This is a genomic window from Rhizobium sp. LEGMi-198b, from assembly GCF_054114205.1.
Genome location: NZ_JBSYVH010000003.1, coordinates 786,513 through 808,515, shown reverse-complemented (window position 1 = coordinate 808,515; position 22,003 = coordinate 786,513). Strand labels below are relative to the sequence as shown.

Annotated in this window: 16 protein-coding genes; 3 read left to right on the top strand and 13 right to left on the bottom strand. The window is 59.3% G+C overall.

Going from position 1 to position 22,003, the window contains the following annotated elements; all coding sequences use genetic code 11:
- Nucleotides 1-94: 94 nt before the first annotated feature.
- Complete coding sequence (locus ACXHXG_RS16475; protein ID WP_457899989.1) at nt 95-1,303, bottom strand: NnrS family protein; 1,209 nt, start codon at nt 1,301-1,303, stop codon at nt 95-97.
- Nucleotides 1,304-1,642: 339 nt separating this feature from the next.
- On the opposite strand from ACXHXG_RS16475, the gene ACXHXG_RS16470 reads away from it, so the two are divergent.
- Both ACXHXG_RS16470 and ACXHXG_RS16465 read left to right on the top strand, forming a co-directional pair.
- Nucleotides 1,643-2,338, top strand: a complete 696-nt coding sequence (locus ACXHXG_RS16470) for a Crp/Fnr family transcriptional regulator (RefSeq protein WP_457900026.1) — start codon at nt 1,643-1,645, stop codon at nt 2,336-2,338.
- A 33-nt stretch (nt 2,339-2,371) separates the two neighbouring features.
- Entirely contained in the window at nt 2,372-3,049 is a 678-nt protein-coding gene (locus tag ACXHXG_RS16465; protein WP_457899988.1) for an NnrU family protein, read from the top strand.
- 26 nt (nt 3,050-3,075) lie between these two features.
- On the opposite strand, the gene mog is transcribed toward ACXHXG_RS16465, so the two are convergent.
- Genes mog through ACXHXG_RS16420 form a run of 9 tightly spaced genes read right to left on the bottom strand, consistent with a single transcriptional unit; the run spans nt 3,076 to nt 15,301 of the window.
- Nucleotides 3,076-3,594, bottom strand: a complete 519-nt coding sequence (gene mog, locus ACXHXG_RS16460) for a molybdopterin adenylyltransferase (protein WP_283054307.1) — start codon at nt 3,592-3,594, stop codon at nt 3,076-3,078.
- A gap of 6 nt (nt 3,595-3,600) precedes the next feature.
- Nucleotides 3,601-4,626, bottom strand: a complete 1,026-nt coding sequence (gene moaA / locus ACXHXG_RS16455) for a GTP 3',8-cyclase MoaA (RefSeq protein ID WP_457899987.1) — start codon at nt 4,624-4,626, stop codon at nt 3,601-3,603.
- A complete protein-coding gene (locus ACXHXG_RS16450) occupies nt 4,623-4,904 on the bottom strand; it encodes a hypothetical protein (protein ID WP_457899986.1) in 282 nt (93 codons plus the stop codon). The genes moaA and ACXHXG_RS16450 overlap by 4 nt, the downstream gene beginning before the upstream one ends.
- 9 nt (nt 4,905-4,913) lie before the next feature.
- Nucleotides 4,914-5,816: a peptidylprolyl isomerase gene (locus tag ACXHXG_RS16445; RefSeq protein WP_457899985.1), complete on the bottom strand. Its 903-nt coding sequence runs from the start codon at nt 5,814-5,816 to the stop codon at nt 4,914-4,916.
- Nucleotides 5,817-5,821: 5 nt separating this feature from the next.
- On the bottom strand, nt 5,822-6,553 hold the full coding sequence (gene narI, locus ACXHXG_RS16440) for a respiratory nitrate reductase subunit gamma (RefSeq protein ID WP_457900025.1): 732 nt from the start codon (nt 6,551-6,553) through the stop codon (nt 5,822-5,824).
- Between the two features lie 13 nt (nt 6,554-6,566).
- Nucleotides 6,567-7,277 (bottom strand): nitrate reductase molybdenum cofactor assembly chaperone, encoded by a 711-nt coding sequence (gene narJ / locus ACXHXG_RS16435; protein ID WP_349254308.1) that lies wholly within the window; start codon nt 7,275-7,277, stop codon nt 6,567-6,569.
- Entirely contained in the window at nt 7,274-8,800 is a 1,527-nt protein-coding gene (gene narH / locus ACXHXG_RS16430) for a nitrate reductase subunit beta (protein WP_283052497.1), read from the bottom strand. The genes narJ and narH overlap by 4 nt, the downstream gene beginning before the upstream one ends.
- Nucleotides 8,797-12,543 (bottom strand): nitrate reductase subunit alpha, encoded by a 3,747-nt coding sequence (locus tag ACXHXG_RS16425; protein WP_457899984.1) that lies wholly within the window; start codon nt 12,541-12,543, stop codon nt 8,797-8,799. Before ACXHXG_RS16425 ends, narH begins: the two co-directional genes overlap by 4 nt.
- A 13-nt stretch (nt 12,544-12,556) precedes the next feature.
- Nucleotides 12,557-15,301 carry a nitrate/nitrite transporter gene (locus ACXHXG_RS16420; RefSeq protein WP_457899983.1) on the bottom strand — a complete coding sequence of 915 codons (2,745 nt, stop codon included), beginning with the start codon at nt 15,299-15,301 and terminating at the stop codon, nt 12,557-12,559.
- A gap of 221 nt (nt 15,302-15,522) precedes the next feature.
- Between ACXHXG_RS16420 and ACXHXG_RS16415 the strand changes: the two genes are divergently transcribed.
- Entirely contained in the window at nt 15,523-16,269 is a 747-nt protein-coding gene (locus tag ACXHXG_RS16415; RefSeq protein ID WP_457899982.1) for a helix-turn-helix domain-containing protein, read from the top strand.
- 117 nt (nt 16,270-16,386) lie between these two features.
- On the opposite strand, the gene adh is transcribed toward ACXHXG_RS16415, so the two are convergent.
- The 3 genes from adh to ACXHXG_RS16400 all read right to left on the bottom strand — a co-directional run bounded on the left by adh (nt 16,387) and on the right by ACXHXG_RS16400 (nt 21,744).
- Nucleotides 16,387-17,895 carry an aldehyde dehydrogenase gene (gene adh / locus ACXHXG_RS16410; RefSeq protein WP_457899981.1) on the bottom strand — a complete coding sequence of 503 codons (1,509 nt, stop codon included), beginning with the start codon at nt 17,893-17,895 and terminating at the stop codon, nt 16,387-16,389.
- Nucleotides 17,896-18,030: 135 nt separating this feature from the next.
- Nucleotides 18,031-18,984, bottom strand: coding sequence for a GAF domain-containing protein (locus tag ACXHXG_RS16405; RefSeq protein ID WP_104827559.1), 954 nt, complete (start codon nt 18,982-18,984; stop codon nt 18,031-18,033).
- 579 nt (nt 18,985-19,563) lie between these two features.
- Nucleotides 19,564-21,744, bottom strand: a complete 2,181-nt coding sequence (locus ACXHXG_RS16400) for a putative bifunctional diguanylate cyclase/phosphodiesterase (RefSeq protein WP_457899980.1) — start codon at nt 21,742-21,744, stop codon at nt 19,564-19,566.
- Nucleotides 21,745-22,003: the final 259 nt, after the last annotated feature.

Genomic DNA, 22,003 nt, shown 5'->3' with positions numbered 1-22,003 from the left:
ATTTTTGTCGCGAGGAACAGTGCCGGTGACCGGGTTCGTGAACTTGATCGCCTTCGCCAGACTGGAGCCGGGCGCGTGGCCCGGCTCGCCTTTTTCACCGGAGGGGTTTTCTTTCCTTGCAAAGAAACGGGGCATGTTCGACCGCGAACAACCCGAATGCAGCAGTCCACCCCGCCGCAGCAAGCATCAATATTACGTCGGCATAAGGCGGCATCAATTCGGCGAGCGGCCGCACGACCGCAACCGTCACAAGGATTGTGTAGGACACGGTGGTGGTCAAACTGGCCTTCAGCTTCCTTCCCGTGTGGCCACGACTGGCACGGGTCATGACCGCCAGCATCATGAGGCTGACGACGCCGATCGCCAAAATGTGGAGGATCGCGATCTGCTCCAGGCCTACGGCACCAGCGGCAATTGCGGCAAACCCAATCGGAACGAACAGATAAGCAATATGCAGGACCACAAGCATTGGATCTCGCCAAGTCGTCCATCCCCGCCAGCGCCCGAGGCGTACCGCATTCAGGATTGCCGTACCGGCAGCGAGCAGGCCCGTCGCCACCGTCGTCGGTGCAAGTGTCCAAGACACCAAGGCCAGCATGCCTGCGGCGATCGAGACCGCATCGAAGCGATCGTGGGGCGCGGGAAAATCCATGCGGCCGGACCGGTTCAGCCAGTTGCGCGTGAAGCTCGGAAGAATGCGCCCGCCAATGATCGTCACTAGCAAAACATAGGCAGCTAGGCCAAACCGAATGGCAATGTCAGGTGTGACGCCCTTCAAGACTTGAAGGTGAAAGCAAATGTTGGCGACGGAAAGAGCCGCCAGGCCTGCGATAACCTTCAGATCTTTCCATTTCCTGCCGGCTATGACCTCCCGCGCGCAAAGCACGAGCAGGACCGGCAAGAATATGCTGTCGGCAGACACGGCGGGAATTGCGCCAATCCAGTCGATAAGCAGCAACGCTGCGCGGCCCGCGAGCCATATTGCGAACAAAGCCATGAGCGGCCGGCCCGAAATGGGTAAGCGGCCGGTCCAGTTCGGGATCGCAGTGAGGAGGAAGCCTGCGAGAATTGCAGACGCGAAGCCGAAGAGCATTTCGTGCGCATGCCAGTAGATTGCTCCATATGCTTCGGCGATAGGCAGGCCCCTCGAAAGAAACAGGACCCACAAATCGATGCTGATGATCGCCCAGACGGCCGCCGCAAGAAAGAACGGGCGGAAACCATAGGAAAAGAGAACGGGCCGCGAGCGCGACAATCCGCGAACAATATGTTCCCCGGATGTGGCGTGAGGATGCTGTTGCATAAGCGATATCTCCGAATTGGCCATTCAGCCATAAGGGAGCTCACAGCGACCGTCGTTGCGAATACGCAAGGATCGTGTCCCAGGACTTTGGCTGTCCCAATGCTGAATTTGCGCCATGTCAAAGAGGATCGGCACGGATCTTTTATTGTATCGTCGGCGGTCGAGGGGCACTGTCGACGTCAAAGGATCAAGCATGACGAATAATCCGGCCAGCCGCCTTTCCGACTTGTCCGTCAACCGGACCCCGATGACGGCATGCGGAAGCGGGGCTGGATGTTCACGCTTTGCGGCCTGCTTCATCACGCATTCGGAGCCGCCAATAACAGAGGCCCATTCCTGGTGAAAATCGACCCGACAGTACTGAAGTCTCTACCCTTGTTCGATCGGATGTCGGACCGTGACCTGAACGCAATGCTGGAACATGCCGTTTCGCGTCGCGTCATGCCGGGCGATGCCGTATTCGAACAAGGCGCCCCGGCCAAGTCGTTCTTTCTTCTTCTCCATGGGCGGCTCAAAGTGACCCAGGTCACTCCAGACGGCCAGCAAATTATCGTTCGGATGGTCCATCCGGGCGATTTGTTCGGTTTTGCGATGGCGCTCCAGCGCGCCGACTATCCCGGCACCGCCATAGCGGCGGCCGAAAGCCTCACTCTGGCGTGGCCCACGGAGATGTGGTCACGGTTCGTGGAGCAGAATCCCCGTCTCGCCGTTACTGCGATGCAGACCATCGGGCAGCGGCTGGAGGAAGCTCACACCCGCATCCGGGAAATGTCGACGGAAGAAGTCGAGAGGCGCGTTGCGCATGCGGTCCTGAGACTGTCAAGACAGGCAGGCAAGCAGGTGGACACAGGTATCCGTATCGATTTTCCAATCTCGCGGCAGGATATTGCGGAAATGACTGGCACCACATTGCACACGGTCTCCAGAATCTTGAGCGCATGGGAGGCGAGAGGCATCGTGGAAGGCGGCCGGCAGAAGTTGACGATCTGCGATCCCCAAAAGTTGCTCAATCTTGCCGATCGGGCGCGCAGTTGAACCGCGATTGAACGCCAGCTTCTGGACCGAAAAATGCATGAATTCATAACCGCCTTCGTGGCTTTCGTCACCTTTCACTCGATCCCCGCCATTCCGGCCATCCGCGGGAGCATTGTCCAGCAAATAGGCCGGCCGGCCTATTTGCTTGTCTATTCCGCGGCATCGATCGCGGCATTGATATGGGTATTCCGCGCCACACTGGCTTTGGACTATATCCCGCTCTGGGACTTTCAACCCTGGCATGCCGGAGTGACATTTGTTCTGGCTCCAGTCGGGTTGTTCCTGGTCCTCGGCGGGCTTCTGAGCCGCAACCCATTGTCGGTATCCATGCGCACAGCGGGACAACCCGGAGCGATCGTTCGCATAACACGCCACCCGGTCCTTTGGGGATTCGCTCTTTGGGCCATTGGCCATCTGGCCGCGAATGGCGACTTGCGCTCCCTCCTGCTTTTTGGAGGATTCGCGTTCTTTTCGCTCGGCAGCATTCCGATGGCGGAGATGCGCGCCAGGCGTCGCTTGGGAACGACATGGAAGAACGTGGCGGCTCGGACCTCTATCGTGCCCTTAGGCGGTCTTGCCCGCGGGAATAGGTTGAGTGTCGACGCGCCGATCCTGATTGGCGCGATAGCGGCGGCCGCCCTCACCATCTGGCTGCTCCTCTGGGGCCATCGCTTCCTTTTTGGCGCCGACCCGCTGTCGATTTTCATGTAAGGCGCTGGCCTTCGTAAACTGGGCGCTTACGAAGGACGAAAGGTCGCAACGATTGCCGGGTCAGTTTCGATGCGGCCGGCGCCGATCAAATCAAGACAATAGGGCACCGCCGGAAACACTGTGTCCAGGCAAAGGCCGATCGATGACGGTTTTCCCGGCAGATTGATGATCAGCGTGCTGCCGCGTATGCCGGCCGACTGTCGAGAGAGAATTGCCGTAGGCACGCTCTGGAAACTCGCCCGTCGCATGACCTCGCCGAAGCCCGGCAACTCCTTTGTGATCACGGCGCGAAAGGCTTCCGGCGTCTCATCCCGTGCAGACGGACCGGTTCCGCCGGTCGTCAGGATAAGATCGGTCCGCTCTTGATCGCAGAATTCGATCAGCGCCTCGCGGACGCTTTCGAAACCGTCGGGGATTATCTTCGAAATAGCTATCCACGGCGATGTGATCGCCCGATTCAGCCAATGCCGGATCGCCGGGCCCCCGAGATCGTCATATTCGCCGCGGCTTGCTCGGTCGGATACGGTGAGGATGCCAATGCGCACCATGGATCAGCCTCCAAGCGCGGACATATGACGGGCAAGCGTCGGCGTTCCGCGGCGATCAATTCTGAAATCATGGCCGCGCGGCTTCGCCTTGATGGCCGCGTCGATGGCCGTGTGCAGCGCTTGGTCAGATTCGAACCCGCGCAACGCTGGACGCAGATCAATCTTGTCCTCCTGGCCGAGGCAGGTATAGAGCACGCCGGTCGCGCTGACGCGTACGCGATTGCAGGTCTCGCAGAAGGAATGACTCATCGGCGTAATGAAGCCGATCCGTCCGCCAGTCTCGGCCACACGGACGTAACGCGCCGGCCCGCCGGTACGTTCGCGTATGTCGGTGAGCGTCCAGCGCGTCTCGATCAGCCGCCTAAGATCGGTCAGCGGCAAATATTGATCGGTCCGGTCCGCGCCAACATCCCCAAGCGGCATGGTCTCGATCAGCGTCAGGTCCATGCCGCGGCCATGAGCGAAGGCGATCAGGTCATGGATCTCGTCTTCCGTGACGCCTTTGAGCGCAACGGCATTCAGCTTGACGGCAAGGCCCGCGTCCTGTGCCGCCTGCAATCCGTCCATCACCACACCAAGGCTTCCTCGCCGCGTGATCTCCCGAAAGCGCGTCGCGTCAAGTGTGTCCAGGGAGACATTCACACGCCGAACACCCGCGCGCGCCAAAGCTTCGGCATACTTGGCAAGCAGCGTTCCGTTCGTCGTAAGTGTCAGTTCCTTGAGCGCTCCTCTCGTCAGATGTCGCGACAACGCTTCGAACAATGTCAGGATATCCTTACGCACTAAGGGTTCGCCGCCGGTGATGCGGATCTTCGAAACACCGCGCGCGACAAAGGCCGAAGCCAAACGATCCATTTCCTCCAGCGTCAGCAGATCCCTACGCGGCAGGAAGGTCATGTTCTCGGCCATGCAATAGACGCAGCGCAGGTCGCAGCGGTCGGTTGCAGACAGCCTGAGATAGGTGATCCGGCGACCGAAAAGATCGGTCAGTGGGCAGGACGAGGCATTGGTGACAAAAGATGCAGTCATGCCGCCGCCCCGGACAAAGCCTTTTCGAGAATGGCGCGAAGGGCTGAAAGACCCGGATCCTCGGCGCGGTTCATGATGCCGATCAATTGAACGAAATGATCGTCGGACGCCGTCTCCATGAAAGAACGGACGACCATGGCGAGATAGGCCGCCGGTTCCACTGCTTCCAAACTGGCCGCCTCTTTGAGCCGATCTGCGAGGCCCTCCATCCCGAGCGTCTCAATGACCGTCGCCGCGGTTTGAGGATTGTCGAGCGAGGCAATAAGTGTTCCGAACATGCTTTTTCCTCACTGCACCAAGGGTGTTGTGGCACCTTCAAGAGCAATCCCGCGGATATCGGCGCGCCCGATGAGCAGCGAAATATACTGCGCGGTCGCCTGTCGGAGTACATGCTCCTCCAGATAGCGGGCAATCCGATCCCTGACCGCCTCGAATGGTAGACGCCTGCCCTCGATCCTCCTCACCAGTCGGATGAGATGGACACCGTAGCGCGTCTCAACCGGGGCCGATATCTCCCCTGGGGTAAGCCCGGCTAGCGCTGCCTCGAATTCCGATGTCGTTTCCACGGGGCTGATCTGACCGAGGCTGCCGCCGACTTCCCTTGATGGGCAGTCGGAACAATCCCTGGCGAGGGCAGCAAAGCGCTCCGGCTGCTCCGCCAGAACGGCAGCAAGCGAGGCAGCCCTCTCACGGGCTTCACCAAAAGCGGCGCCATCCTCTCTTCTTGCGGCAATCAGGATATGATCCGCCTCGTAGAGCGGCGGCGTGACAAAGCGTTTGCGGTTGTTCTCGTAGAAACGAACCAGCATTTCATCGTCCGCCTTCGGAGTTTCCACTTCGCGTTCGACGAGCGCGCGCAGCAATGCATCCTCTTCGGTCTCCACCCGTCCGTCCGCGTCTCTTTGCGGTTCGGCGGTCATGCCGAGGCGACTTGCTTCCTGCATCAGCAACTGACGGATGACGAGCGCCCGCGTTGCCGCATACCAAGCCGCACCAGGATTGACGGCAGGAAAATTCTGCGTCTCCGCGGCGATGTCCTTACGGGAAATCGAAACGCCGTTGACGCTCACCGGCGGCATGGTGAGAGGTTCGGACGATCCATTGCGGGCCGGGGCAGACACATGCTCATGTCGATGGTTATGGCCCTCACGGGCGCGCGCTGCCGTGCGATCGATGACGATAGAAACCATGTTTGTCACTCCGCCGGATGTCTGTAGGAACGGGCCGGATGCCGCTCCCGCGTGAAACGGCTGCGCACGACCTGATACCCTGGGCGGCCGAGATACCAGACCGGTGCGCTCCAGACATGGACCAGCCGGGTAAAGGGAAACAGCAGAAAGATCGTCATGCCCAGCAACAGATGCATCTTGAAGATTGGATGCACGTCCGCAACGTAAGCGGCCGAAGACGGCTGTAACGTCAGGATGCCTTGCGCCCAATTCATGAACTTCACCATTTCATGACCGTCCATATGGCCGAGGGACACGAAAATCGTGGAGAGGCCGAGCGTCAGTTGCAACCACAGAATGAGCAGGATCGCCATGTCGCCGAAGCTCGAAGTGGCTCGGATGCGCGGATCGAAGAACCGGCGATGGGCTAGAAGGGATATCCCGACAAAGCAGGCGATGCCGGCGATGCCGCCGACGACGATCGCGAGCCCCTGCTTGAAGCTGTGAGCGATACCGAGCGCATCGAAGACGGCAATCGGCGTGAGCAATCCGCCGGCGTGACCGAAGAAGATCACCAGTATGCCGACGTGAAACAGGTTCGAGCCCCACCGCAACTGGCTGCGACGAAGCAACTGAGAGGAGCCTGTCTTCCAGCTATATTGTTCGCGGTCGAAACGGATCAGGCTACCGAGCAGGAACACGGTGAGGCAAAGGTACGGATACCAGCCGAAAAACACGGAATTGATGGTCTCGGACATCATCGTTCCTCCTTCAACGGGCATTGGCGCGCACGTCGCGACGTGCTGCACGGAGACGGGTCTGAAGCCGTTCGCTGGAACAGCTATCCATTCCACCGCTTCCAGGGCCAAAGGTGACAGCCGTCTCCTCCCATTCCGAGTCGAGCGCGGCGAGATCACCAACCAATGCTTCGCCGGCATCGGCGTTGGAGATTTCGGCAGATGCACCCGCCATCACACGGATCGCGGTCAGAACGGCAGCATATGGAGAATTCCGGGACAAAAGGCGTTCTTCGAGCGCTCCCAGAATGTTGGCGGTCTCGGCAAGAAGATTCAGTGCCTCTTTGCGTGGTCTCGTCGACAGATATTCCAAGAACAGCGGGAGATAGTCCGGCAGTTCGTTGGCGGCGAGTTCCAGCCCGCCTTTCTCATAAAGCGAGGCGAGATCGACCATAGCCTGACCCCGATCCCTGCTCTCGCCATGCACATGCTCGAAAAGATGCAGCGAGAGGCGGCGCGTTCTGTCGAAGAGTTCGACATAGCGCTCCTGCAACTCAAAAAGATCGAGCGAGACAAGGTCGTCGAGAAGCGGCCGAAGCGATTTTGCAGCGGGGGCCGGCAGGAGCCCTTCGGAGACGATCACGCCTTCGATCTCTGACACCGCCGCGCAAAGCTCCTCTGTCGGATAGGTTAGAAGAGCGGAAAGCGCCCGCAAAGTGAGAATTCCATGTTCTTCGGCCATCATGCGATCTCCATCGGGTTCGATGCCTTCTTCGTCTGCTTGGTGCCGAAGAGATTGGTTTCGCTCGTGCCGCCGGAGCAACCGTTGCCGAAGGAGAAGCCGCAGGAACCGCGCAGGTCATAGGCGTCTTCGCTCCATTCGCGGCGCGCGGTCGGGATGACAAAGCGATCCTCATAGTTGGCGATCGCCATGATCCGGTACATGTCCTCAATGTCGGCTCCGGTAAGCGCAACCTTCTCGGCAATGCGTTCATCGATACGGCCGTCGATGGACTTGGCTCGCATATAGGACCTCATGGCAAGCATGCGCTCGAGAGCCAGCGCCACGGGTTCCTCGTTGCCCGCGGTCAAGAGGTTGGCGAGATATTGCAGCGGGATGCGGAGGCTCCGCACATCCGGCATGTCACCGTCGAGGCCCATCTTGCCGGAGGCAGCAGCCGACTGGATCGGAGAAAGCGGCGGCACGTACCATACCATTGGCAGCGTGCGGTATTCCGGGTGCAGCGGGAACGCGACTTTCCAGTCCATCGCCATCTTCCAGATCGGCGACGTGCGGGCCGCCTCGATCCAGGTCTCCGGCACGCCGTCGGCGCGCGCTTGCGCGATCACCTTCGGGTCCTTCGGATCCAGGAACAGGTCGAGCTGTGCCTGATAGAGGTCCTTTTCGTCGGGAACGCTGGCCGCCTGCTCAATGCGGTCGGCATCATAAAGAAGGACGCCGAGATAGCGGATGCGGCCCACGCAAGTCTCCGAACAAACGGTCGGCTGGCCTGCCTCGATACGTGGATAGCAAAAGATGCACTTCTCCGATTTGCCGGACGACCAGTTGTAATAGATCTTCTTATAAGGGCAGCCGGAAACGCACATGCGCCAGCCGCGGCACTTATCCTGATCGATCAGAACGATGCCATCCTCTTCGCGCTTGTAGATGGCACCCGACGGACAAACGGCCGCGCAAGCCGGGTTGAGGCAGTGCTCGCAAAGCCGCGGCAGATACATCATGAAGGTATTTTCGAACTGCCCGTAGATATCCTTCTGGACCCCTTCGAAGTTCACGTCCTTAGAACGCTTTTCGAACTCGCCACCAAGAATTTCTTCCCAGTTCGGACCCCATTCGATCTTCTCGATGCGCTCTCCGGACACGAGCGACCGTGGCCGGGCTGTAGGAAAGGCCTTCGATTCCTTCGCCGTGTGCAGGTGTTCGTAGTCGAAGGTGAAGGGCTCGTAGTAGTCGTCGATTTCGGGCAGATCCGGATTGGCGAATATATTGGCCAAGATGCGCCATTTCGCGCCGATCTTCGGCTCGATCTTGCCGTTCCGCTTGCGCCGCCAGCCGCCGTTCCACTTCTCCTGGTTTTCCCATTCGCGGGGATAGCCGACGCCGGGCTTGGTCTCGACATTGTTGAACCAGGCGTATTCGACGCCTTCGCGGCTGGTCCAGACGTTCTTGCAGGTGACCGAACAGGTGTGGCAACCAATGCATTTGTCGAGGTTCAGCACCATCGCGATTTGTGCACGGATCTTCATTCTGCGGCCTCCTTCGGCGCCTTGGTTGAATGCAGCGGCTCCTCAAGCCAATCGATGTTGGACATTTTGCGCACAACGATGAATTCGTCGCGGTTGGCGCCCACGGTTCCATAGTAGTTGAAGCCGTAGGCGAGTTGGGCATAGCCGCCGATCATGTGGGTGGGCTTCAGCACCGCGCGCGTCACCGAATTATGGATGCCGCCGCGATTGCCGGTCATCTGCGAGCCGGGCGTGTTTATGATCTTTTCCTGCGCATGATACATCAGCATCATGCCCTGCTTGATGCGCTGGGAGACAACGGCGCGCGCGGTCAGCGCACCGTTTGTGTTGAACACTTCCACCCAGTCGTTGTCGACGATACCCGCAGACTTCGCGTCCAGTTCGGAAATCCAGACGACCGGCCCGCCGCGATTGAGGGTCAGCATCAGCAGGTTGTCGGTATAGGTGGAGTGAATGCCCCACTTCTGATGCGGCGTCAGGAAATTGAGGACAATTTCCTTGTTTCCGTTCGGTCGGTGGTCCTTGACGGCCGCGATCGTCTTCAGGTCGATCGGCGGCTTCCAGGTGACGAAACCTTCGCCGAAGGCCCGCATCCAGAGGTGATCCTGATAGAGCTGCTGACGGCCGGTAAGCGTGCGCCAGGGGATCAGCTCATGAACATTGGTGTAGCCGGCATTGTAGCAGACCTTCTCGCTCTCGATGCCCGACCATGTGGGCGATGAAATGATCTTGCGCGGCTGCGCCTGGATATCGCGGAAGCGGATCTTTTCGTCTTCCTTGGGAACGGCGAGATGGGCATGGTCGCGGCCGGTTGCCGCAGACAGGGCATCCCAGGCCTTCACCGCCACCTCCCCGTTGGTCTCCGGTGCGAGCATCAGGATGACCTCAGCCGCATCAATGTCGCTCTCGATTTTCGGCAGGCCCTTTGCCGCACCCTCCGAATGCACGCCGTTGAGTGCCCCAAGCGCTTCGACCTCGTGTTGCGTCTGCCAGTTGATGCCCTTGCCGCCATTGCCGACGGATGTCATCAGCGGCCCGAGCGCCGTGTATCGTGCATAGATATTGGGATAGTCGCGCTCGACGACGGCGACGGACGGCATCGTGCGGCCTGGAATGGCTTCGATCTCACCATGCTTCCAGTCCTTCACATCGAAGGCCTGGGCCATCTCGCCGGCACTGTCATGCTGGATCGGTGTGAGGACGACGTCCTGTTCGATGCCGAGCACCTCCGATGCAACCCGTGAGAAGGTTTTGGCGAGGCCCCTGTAAATTTCCCAGTCGGAACGAGCTTCCCACGCCGGGTCGACCGCCGCCGACAGCGGATGGATAAAGGGATGCATGTCGGATGTATTGAGATCGTTCTTTTCGTACCAGGTCGCGGTCGGCAAGACGATATCCGAATAGACGCAGGTGGTGGACATGCGGAAATCGAGTGTCACCAGCAGGTCGAGCTTGCCGCGCGGCGCGTCGTCGTGCCAGACGACCTCCTTGTTGCGCACCGCGCCTTCTGTCCCGAGATCCTTGCCCATGACGCCGTTTTCGGTTCCAAGCAGGTGCTTCAGGAAATATTCGTGCCCCTTGCCAGATGAGCCAAGCAGGTTCGAGCGCCAGACGAACATGTTGCGCGGCCAGTTCGCGGGGTCGTCGGGGTCGTGGCAGGACAGTTCCAGCTCGCCGGACTTGAGTGCGCCGGCGACATAATCCCTTGGCGCCAGCCCCGCGGCTTTCGCCTTTGCGGCGATGTCGAGCGGATTTTGCTTGAGCTGAGGCGCCGATGGCAGCCAGCCCATACGCTCAGCCTTGACGTTATAGTCGATGAAGCTTCTGCTCCAGTCGCCTTCCGGTGCCGTCGGCGAGAGGATCTCCTCCGCCGTCAGTGTCTCGTAACGCCATTGATCCGTATGCGCGTAGAAGAAGGAGGTAGAGTTCATATGGCGGGGCGGCCGGTTCCAGTCGAGCGCGAAGGCCAGCGGCGTCCAGCCGGTCTGTGGGCGCAGCTTCTCCTGCCCCACATAATGCGACCAACCGCCGCCCGACTGGCCTATGGCGCCGCAGAACACCAGGAGATTGATGATCCCTCGGTAGGTCATATCCATGTGGTACCAATGATTGACGCCCGCGCCGAGGATCACCATCGAGCGACCGTTGGTCTTTTCGGCATTGGTGGCAAACTCGCGCGCGACAGTAATGATCGCATCACGTTTCACCCCGGTGACACGTTCCGCCCAGGCCGGCGTAAACGGCATGTCCTCGTCATAGCTGCGAGCAACGTTGGCGCCGCCGAAGCCGCGGTCGAGACCGTAATTCGCCATCATAAGGTCATACGCGGTCGCGACCGTCACGGGCTCGCCATCCACACCGGCGATGGTACGGACCGGAACGTTGCGGGTCAGGATTTCGTCATGTGCAGTCGCAACGAAATGTTCGGTGGCACGTCCGCCGAAATAGGGGAAATCGACCGCCCTGATTTCCGCTCCGTCCCCTGCAAGCGTGAGCTTGAGGCGGATATCGCGACCGTGGCCATCCTTCTCCTCAAGGTTCCATTTCGCCTGTTCGCCCCAGCGGTAGCCGACCGAACCGAGCGGGGCGACCAGATCACCGGTATTCTCGTCGATGGCAACCGTCTTCCATTCCGGATTGTTGGTCTCTCCGAGCGCGCCTTTGAGCTCCGAGGCGCGAAGCAGGCGCTCAGGCACCAGCTTGCCGTTCCGCTCGGCAAGACGCACCAGGAACGGCATGTCGGTGTAGCGCCGCGTATAATCGTCGAAATAGGGAACCGAACGATCGAGATGGTATTCGCGCAGAATGACATGGCCCATGGCAAGCGCCAGCGCGGCATCCGTTCCCTGCTTTGGATTGAGCCAAATATCGCCAAACTTGGTCGCCTCGGCATAGTCCGGGCTTACGACAGCGCTCTTGGTGCCCTTGTAGCGGACCTCGGTGTAGAAATGGGCGTCCGGCGTGCGGGTCTGTGGTACGTTCGAGCCCCAGACGATGATGAAGCCGGCATTGTACCAGTCGGCCGATTCCGGCACATCCGTTTGCTCGCCCCAGGTCTGCGGGCTTGCTGGAGGCAGGTCGCAATACCAGTCATAAAAGGACATGCAGACGCCGCCGAGCAGCGACAGATAACGTGACCCGGCTGCATAGGAAACCATCGACATGGCGGGAATCGGCGAGAAACCAATGATGCGGTCGGGGCCGTGCGCCTTGATCGTATAGGCATTGGCGGCGGCGATGATCTCGTTGACCTCATCCCAGGTGGCTCGCACAAAGCCGCCATGGCCGCGGATCGAGATGTAGGACTTTCGCTTCTCAGTGTCTTCTACGATCGAGGCCCAGGCCGCTACCGGCGACATGGTTTTCCGTGCCCTGCGCCAGAGCTTCAGCAGCCGGCCGCGGATCATCGGATATTTCACCCGTGCACCGGAATAAAGATACCAGCTATAGGAAGCACCGCGGGCACAGCCCCGCGGCTCGTGGTTCGGCAGGTCGGGTCGCGTGCGCGGATAGTCCGTCTGCTGGGTCTCCCAGGTGACGATCCCGCCCTTGACATAGATCTTCCATGAACAGGAACCCGTGCAATTCACCCCATGGGTAGAACGGACGATCTTGTCGTGCTGCCAACGCTTGCGGTAGCCATCCTCCCAGGAGCGGTCCTCGCTGGTGACGATCCCATGCCCGTTGGAGAACTGACCAACATTCTTGCGAAAGAAGGTCAGACGGTCGAGGAAGTGCGACATATATTTCTCCCTGTTATTCGGCCGCGGCGGCTTGGCCGGCGGTGCGGCGCTTGCGCCGCTCGATGTCATGAAGAAGGCCGCCCTTGCGGGTGTAGACGACCCAGGTAAGGACAAGGCAGCTCACGTAGAAGACGAGAAAGGCCCAGAGCGCTGTCTCGGCGCTGCCGGTCAACGCGATCGAGGTGCCAAAGCTCTTCGGAATGAAGAAGGCTCCGAAAGCGGCAATCGCCGAGGTGAAGCCGGTGATGGCGGCCGCCTCCTTCTCCCCTTGACGACGACGCATCTCGGCGTCGGCACCGGGCATCAGCCGCTCCATCTCCCTGGCGCTGATCGCCGGTATCATCTGGAAGGTGGAGGCATTGCCGACGCCAGTGGCGAAGAAAAGGACGAGGAAGCTGGCAAAGAAGCCCCAGAAGGCGCCGGGCTGATCTCTCATGCCCGTGAACCACAGCACGCCCGCAACACCGGCCATCATCAACGCGAAGACCCAGAAGGTGACGCGCGCGCCGCCATAGCGATCGGCAAGCCAGCCGGTAGCTGAGCGCGACAGCGCGCCGACCAGCGGTCCGAGAAAGGCGAACTGCAACGCATTGATCTCCGGAAACAACATCTTCGACAACAACGGGAAGCCCGCGGAATAGCCGATGAAGGAGCCGAACGTACCGGTGTAGAGCCAGCACATGATCCAGTTGTGTTTCCGCTGGAAGATGATTGCCTGCTCTGCGAACGAGGCCTTGGCCGAGGCGATGTCATTCATGCCGAACCAGGAGGCGCAAGCCGACAGCACGATGAAGGGCACAAAGAAGAAACCGGCATTCTGCAGCCAGAGCGGCGCAACTCCGGCTGTGCTGGCTGCCATTTGAGGTGTACCGCCGAGCGGCCCGAAGAGACCTACTGCAATGACAAGCGGCACGGCGAACTGCACGACGCTGACACCAAGATTGCCAAGTCCGGCATTGAGCGCAAGCGCATTGCCCTTCTCCGATTTCGGGAAGAAGAAGGAGATATTGGCCATGGAAGAGGCGAAATTGCCGCCGCCGAAACCGCAAAGCAAGGCCAGGATCAGGAATACGACATAAGGCGTTTCGGGATGCTGCACGGCGTAACCGATGCCCACCGCCGGGATGATGAGTGACCAGGTGGTGAGCGTCGTCCAGAGCCTGCCGCCGAAGATCGGCACCATGAACGAGTAGAAGATCCGCAGCGTAGCACCCGACAGGCCCGGCAATGCGGCGAGCCAGAAGAGTTGGTCGGCGCTGAAGGTGAAACCCGCGAGCGGTAGCTTGGCGACCACGACCGACCAAACCTGCCAGACGGCAAAGGAGAGAAGCAGCGCCGGGATTGACAGCAAGAGATTTCGGCGAGCGACTGCCCGGCCGATCTTCTGCCAGAACACCGGATCTTCGGGGCGCCAGTCGGTCAGCACCGCCTTGCTCGGACGGGTCTGAACCACTGGTTCAGGCAATCCCTGCATTTCCGGGAAGGGCGGCAACCGAGAAAGGGGCACGCCGGCGGCCCCGCGCTCCATCTGGCGGATCGCAAGATGCATCCAGACGAGCGCACCGCCGACAAGCACGAAGAGCGCCATAAAGCAGCTCGTCCACAGACCCGTTAAGTCGAGCAGCACGCCGAAGAGGATCGGCAGGACAAAGCCGCCGAGGCCCCCGATCATACCTACGAGGCCACCGACCGAGCCGACATGGTTCGGATAGTAGGCTGGAATGTGCTTGTAGACGGCTGCCTTGCCGAGCGCCATGAAGAAGCCGAGCACGAAGATCGTGACGACGAAGCCGCCAAGGCCCATTTCAAGATGGAATGAGGTCGTACCGTTTGCGCCGTGGACCACATAGTCGGTCGGCGGATAGGAGAGTATGAAAGTCGCCGCTGTGCAGACAAGGAAAGTCCAATAGAGGACGCGGCGCGCGCCATAGGTATCCGACAGATGACCGCCATAGGCGCGCAACAGGCTCGCCGGCACCGAGAAGAAGGCAGCGATCATGCCTGCCGTCTCGATATTAAGGCCATAGACCTTGATCAGGTATTGCGGCAGCCAGAGTGCCAGTGCGACGAACGCACCGAACACAAAGAAATAGTAAAGTCCGAAGCGCCAGATCTGCACATTCTTGAGCGGTTCGAGTTCGAGCCAGGCGCTCGTCGGCCGGATGCCGGAGCGACGCCGCTCGGCGGTTACCGGATCATCCTTGGTGGTCAGCCAGAACAGAATAGCCATGACGGCAAGTCCGGCAGCCCAAATCTGCGCGACCGCCTGCCAACCGAAGGCGACGAGGACGAAGGGAGCAAGGAACTTGGTGACGGCCGCGCCGACATTGCCGGCGCCGAAAATGCCGAGTGCGGTTCCCTGTTTTTCGGGCGGATACCAGCGCGACACATAGGCAACACCGACGGCGAAGGAGCCGCCTGCGATGCCAATCCCAAGCGCGGCCACCAGCATCTGCGGGTAAGTGTGCGCATAAGATAGCAGGAAAGTCGCGGCCGCACCGGCGAGCATGGTTGCGGTGAAGACGAGCCTCCCGCCGTAAAGGTCGGTCCAAATGCCAAGCAGGACGCGGATCAGCGCGCCGGTGAGGATGGGTGTGCCGACCAGAAGCCCGAATTCAGTTTCGCTTAGTCCGAGTTCCTGTCGGATGCGGATGCCGATGATCGAGAAGATCGTCCATACCGCAAAGCAGGCCGTGAACGCGGCTGTGCTCATTCCCAAAATTTGACCGGCCTTGGGTCGTGCCGTTTCCTGTGTCATGGGCTGCCCTCGATGAAAAGTTCGCGCTTGGCGCGGTTGGGAGCTATCGACAGCAGGATGGCAACACAGTCAGTTGCACTCCTTGATCCACATCAATCATCGGCGTGATTTTTATCACATACTGTTTTGATGTGAGCCGCGTTGGGCGGCCGCCGAAGGTGAGCGCACGGGTCCCGTTCTGTTCTAAGAATCGCGGACCGTTGCCGGTGGGACGGAGATCGATGAGAAAAGGAGAGTACGGCGCATCATTCCGGGGCATGCTGGAAGAACTGCCATTGTTTCAGTCGCTGCCCGACGCAACACGAAAGGAGCTGCTTGGCAATTCGGTACAGCATAGCGTGGCGCCAGGCACCGTGCTTTTTGAGCAGGGTGACATACCAAACTTCCAGATCGCACTTCTTTCGGGGTCGGTCCAGTTGTTTGGCCAGTCGCGGGAGGGACGCGAGGTATTGATCGAAGCGGTGCGCGAGCCGGGGCTCCTCATTCCCGCTGCCGTCGCAACGGGCGCGCCCTACCTCATGCAGGCGCGTGTGCCGGAACTCTCGCGTTTTCTGCTAATCCATGCAGAAACATTCCGCCGGGCCGTGGCGCGCGAGCCGTTGCTTGCGCATGCCGTGATCGGAAGCCTTGCTCATCAGTTCCGCCGAATGGTGCGGCAGATCAAGAATCTAAAGCTGAGGTCTTCCACCCAACGCATTGGCTGCTACCTGCTCACCTTATCGGCGCGGCAGGGAACGCCCGACAAGGCCATCCTTCCTTATGAGAAGACCCTGATCGCCTCCGAACTCGGCGTTACCCGCGAATCCTTTTCCCGTGCTCTGTCCGGTCTCGAAAAGGCGGGGATCAGGGTCGATGGTCAGACGATCGCCATCCTTGATTCTGCCAGGCTTGCGGCCGAGTGCGGCTTTGATTCCTATATCGACGGCAGCGACGAATTTGACCTGACCCAACTTCCCTATCCACTTTAGCCGGTAGAAAACGCGAGGCCGAGGCTTGACCCTTCTCGTCGCCCAAAACTTTCCCTCAAGCGCGCTAAAGGCTTCCAGCCAACAGCCGGAAGCCTTTGCATAGCGCTTGAGAGGAGATCAGAAGAAGCCAAGCGCCTTCGGGCTGTAGCTCACCAGCATGTTCTTGGTCTGCTGGTAGTGATCGAGCATCATCTTATGTGTCTCGCGACCGATGCCAGATTGCTTGTACCCGCCGAAAGCAGCATGGGCGGGATAGGCATGATAGCAATTCGTCCAGACGCGGCCGGCCCGGATCTCCCGCCCGAAGCGATAGGCGCGGTTGCCGTCGCGGGTCCAAACGCCGGCACCGAGGCCGTAGAGCGTGTCGTTGGCGATTTCCAGCGCCTCCTTCTCGTCCTTGAAGGTGGTCACGGACACCACTGGGCCGAAGATCTCCTCCTGGAAGATGCGCATCTTGTTATGACCCTTGAAGATCGTCGGCTTGATGTAGTAGCCGCTTGAAAGCTCACCACCGAGATCATTACGACCGCCGCCCGTCAGCACTTCGGCTCCTTCCTGCCTCCCGATGTCGAGATAGGAAAGGATCTTCTCCATCTGCTCGCTGGAAGCCTGGGCACCGATCATCGTAGCGGAATCGAGCGGGTTGCCCTGCTTGATCTGCTCGACCCGCTTCACGGCCTTTTCCATGAAACGATCGTAAATGGATTCCTGGACCAACGCCCTGCTGGGGCAAGTGCAAACTTCGCCCTGGTTCAACGCGAACATGGCGAACCCTTCGAGCGCCTTGTCCAAGAAGTCGTCGTCTTCCGCCATCACATCCGCAAAGAAGATGTTCGGCGACTTGCCACCGAGTTCGAGCGTGACGGGTATCAGGTTCTGGCTAGCATATTGCATAATCAGCCGACCGGTCGACGTTTCGCCGGTGAAAGCAATCTTGGCGATACGCGGGCTGGTCGCGAGCGGCTTGCCGGCCTCCAGGCCGAAGCCGTTGACGATATTAAGCACGCCGGGCGGCAGCAAATCCCCGACGATTTCCGCCCAGACGAGCAGCGAAGCGGGCGTCTGTTCGGCGGGCTTGATAACGACGCAATTGCCGGCCGCAAGGGCAGGCGCCAGCTTCCAGGCGGCCATGAGGATCGGGAAGTTCCACGGGATAATCTGGCCGACGACGCCGAGCGGCTCATGAAAATGATAGGCGACGGTATCTTGGTCGATCTCGCCGATCGAGCCTTCCTGAGCGCGAATGCAAGAGGCGAAATAGCGGAAATGGTCGATCGCGAGTGGAATATCGGCGGCCATTGTTTCGCGAATGGGCTTGCCGTTGTCCCACGTCTCCGCCTCGGCAAGCGTTCCGAGTTTGTCTTCCATCCGCTGGGCGATCTTCATCAGAATGTTCGAGCGCTCAGCGGCTGATGTCTTGGCCCAATTGTCCTTGGCCGCGTGGGCGGCGTCCAGCGCCGCGTTGATGTCGTTCTCGTCCGAGCGTGGAATCTCGCAGATCTTGCCGCCGGTCACCGGCGTGATGTTGTCGAAATATCTGCCGCCGATCGGCTCGCGCCATTCGCCGCCAATATAATTCCCATATTTGAGCTTGAACGGAGATTCGACGATTTTCTGATGCAGCATGTCATCCTCCCTTGGTCGACAATTCCGGGCTGCAAACCCGATGGGAGAAATCTGCGCGTCTTTATCGCCGGACGACAGGGTGCGTGGTCCATACCGCAGCGCACAGTGTCGCAACTCTGCGACACTTTCGATCGGTCAATGCAGATCCAGCTTCCTCATCTTGCGATGAAGAGTGGCACGGTTCATGCCAAGGGAGAGTGCGGCTTGCGTCACATTGCCATTGGCGCGTGACAGTGCCCTGAGAAGAGCGGCACGTTCAGCCTCCTGAAGAGCTTTTCCATCGTCCAGATGCTTTTCCCGCAATGCATCGGTGGCTGGGACGCCAGCGGAAATGCGTTGGTCGTCGAGCTTCAACGCCACGCGCGCGGCTCTCGTCGCACCAAGCACCATGTCGTTCCGATCGACGGCGAGAAGCGCCGAGGTCGAACCGCTATCGGTCGGAACCAAAACAAAACGAGCTCCGGCAAAGGCGCTGCGGAAAAGACCGAGTTCGATACGCATGGCCGCCTCGCGAACCGTTTGGGAGATGATCGCCAGCGTCACCTCGTTGACATCCTCGCGGCATGTTGAAACGTCCAGCGCACCGGCCATCTGGCCGCGATGGTCGCGGATCGGCGCCGTGGTACAGCTCAGATTGATATTGGAGCAGAAAAAGTGCTGATCCCGAACGATCGCCACCGCCCGATCGTCAGCAAGCGCGGTGCCGATGCCGTTCGTGCCGATGCTCGCCTCGGTCCACACCGAGCCGGTCCAAAGGCCGAGATTCTGGAACTCCTTATCGTCGCCTGCCGTGCCGCGTCGCTCCAGCGCAATGCCGTCACGATCGGTCAGAAGCAGGCAGCAGCCAGCCTTTCCGACTGTCGAGAAGAGCCGACCGAGTTCATCAGCCGCTTCCACCAGCAGCCTTTCCGACTGTTGACATGCCGTTCGAAATTCCTGGTCGCTCAGACGAACAGGCAACCGCTTTTCCTCCGGTGCCAATCGATGCATGGTCATGCAGCGCCGCCAGGAGGCGACGATCGTAGAACTTGCAGCAACAGACTGCGCGGATGCATAAACCTGATCCGCATGCGCAGAATGCTCGTACATTGGGCTCCTCCCACCGAACGTCAGATCAATTCTTGCTAAAAAAGGGCGACGTGGCAATCCTGAGCATGCTGCCGCCAAGACCAGTTTCCGGCCCAATGGATCGCTGTGTCCCAGAGATCCGCCAAACATCTCGAGCGGCAGACAAGCACAGAGCACGTCATGTCAGCCGTATTCCTTGGCACGTCCGCTTATGCACAATTTTCCAAAATGTAGATCAGGCGATAGCGAATACCTTGATCCTCATCAATGTGCCCTTGATCAAATCTGATTTGGTAGAGAAGCCCCAGAGGCATAGTTCCAATGGGGCAGTCGAGCCGCCGCTTTCACCACGTTGGGGGCAAATGGGAAAGCGGCGGTTCGATTTGGGAATGACTGTCAGGAGCGGGAATCGATGCCGCGTCTCCGGATCCTACGCGGCCACGGCGACGGCAATCAGCTTCAAGCCGTTGAAATGGGGACGTCTCAGCGATGCTCCATCATCTCGTCCTACCATGGCCGCGATGACGAAATTTCGAAGCCGGCACTAAACAATAGCGCGCATGAAACGCGCCCTTCAGACCGAACGACGTCCATTTGGCATCAATCCCGATCAGACCTCAAGAACTGCGGCAGCTTCACGAATTCGGCTTTTGGCACGGGCTTGCTGTACAAGAACCCTTGTGCCGCGTCGCATCCGTTAGCCCTTAGGAACGCCGCCTGTTCGACCGTCTCGACACCTTCCGCCACGACGTTTTGCCCAAGGCAACGGGCGATCGAGAGAATGGCCTTGACTAGCTCTGCGCTGCGCTTGTCTCCACTGCTGATGAATGATCGATCGATTTTCAGGGTGTCGATGGGAAAGCGAGCCAAATAATTCAACGCCGAATAGCCGGTACCGAAATCATCGATGGCAATTGAGATTCCCATCGTCCGAAGGGCACAAAGAGTGGCCAGTGTCTCGTATTGTTGATCCAGCAGAAGGCTTTCCGTGATCTCAATCTCGATCCACTCAGGGTGGCAGGCGGTTTCATCGAGAATCTGGGTTACCATCTCCAGCAGATCAGATCGCTGGAACTGCCTGGATGAGACATTGATCGCCATTTTGTGAGACGCTGGGCTGTCGCCGTTCAATTCTGCCGCGGTTCGACAGGCTTCGCGAAATACCCATCTGCCCAAATCCGCGATTAATCCAGTGTCCTCGGCAATCGGAATGAACTGAGCCGGAGGAACCATGCCCATCTTTCCGTGATGCCATCGCAGGAGAGCCTCCGAGCCGACTATCCTGCCGTTTTCGACGAGTACCTTGGGTTGGTAGTACACTTCCAGTTCGCAGCGCTCGATGGCCCGGCGCAATTCCGATTCCAGCATCAGGCGGTGTTGCGCGTCTGCTGTCAGTTGCCTCGAATAAAATTGGAAGCCTCCCCGCCCAAGACGCTTTGCCAAATACATTGCGGAATCGGCATATTTGACGAGATCGTTTGCATCAGTGCTATGCTCGGGATGGAGCGCGATCCCGATGCTGCATGAGACGAAGACTTCCCTGCCGTCGAGCAGGAAGGGTTCGTCGAATGTTTTGAGCATCTTGGTGGCGATATCGCGCAAATCGTCCGCGTGCCGGATGTCTGGCAAGAGGATGGCGAATTCATCGCCGCTGAGACGGGCCACGGTGTCGGCGCTGCGCACGCTTGCCTGGAAGCGTCTGGCCGCCTGACAAAGCAGTTCGTCGCCGACGGGATGTCCCATCGTGTCGTTTACGGCTTTGAAATGGTCGATGTCCATCATCATGACGCCTACAACTTGGCGATGGGACTCAGCATCTGCCATCGCTTGCCGCAACCGCCCAAAGAACAGTTCCCGGTTGGGCAAGTCCGTAAGCGAATCGTAGAAGGCCATCCGATGAATTTTTTCGCGGGAGGCGTTCAACTCGGTAATGTCGCGGGCCACGCCGAGAACACCCGTTGTCTTTCCCTCGGCGCCAACGATTGGGACCTTTCGTGTTTCCAGAAGTATGCGTTGTCCACTGTCGTGGTGTGTGACCCATTTCTCATTGATCACGACGCCTCCGGCACGGATCGCTTCCAGCTCCCTTTCGCGGAAAAGGCGTGCGACGTCGGCGTCAAACAGGTCTAGATCCGTTTTGCCAACAATTTCGGACTCCGACTTGCCGATCAGACGCTCATAGGCGTGATTGCAAAGGAGATAGGCGCCCTCGATATCCTTCAACCATACCATGTCGGGTATAGTCTGAAGTACCGTGAGGAGGCGTGTTCGCGCTTCATCTAGAATATGCTCTCCCAGCTTCCGTTCGGTAACATCCCGTGACAGAACAAGAAACGTTTGGGAGGATGTTTCACTGCCCGCTTTCTTTGCAACATGATGCTCGAACCATCGGGACTCGCCGTTCTGTTGGACGATGCGAATGACGTGACAATCGCTGGCGCCTTTCTCGTCGGCCTCGCGGATGGCGCGCAACGCAGCCGCCGCGTCTTCAGGCGGGAGGACGTCGTTTACCGTTTTGCCCAGCAGTTGTTGTTTGGTCGCAGCCAGAAGTTCCGGATGCTTTGTCCATATCTGGAGATACCGTCCGTTTCGGTCCATCTCAAACAGAATATCAGGGATGGCGGCGATGATCGTTTCCGCGAATTCAAGCGCATCTTCAAGCCTCTGCTTCTCGTGCCGGCTAGACTCGTCCACGCGGGCAATCGCGCCGGGCTGAGCAACTGCATCGCTATCCGCAAACGAACCATCCGCCTGCCAGTTATGGGAGAGAGATAGCAGCATCACATGGATCCTCCTGCCGGCAAAGGGACAGGAGGTGTCATACATCCGGTCGAACTTTCATCGGGAAGAACCGCACAATTCATTCGAGCGGAGTTGAAGGCTCAGCGAATTCATCGATCAGGAAAGAAGATGAATAGGCGCAATGCAGTTTGAGTACAGAGTCCTTAACAAAGTACATCGCCGATTGCGGCAAACACAACTTGTTGCGCAATTTGGACTGCAGATCGTAAAATGGACAGCCTTGCGCAGGCAACCGCAA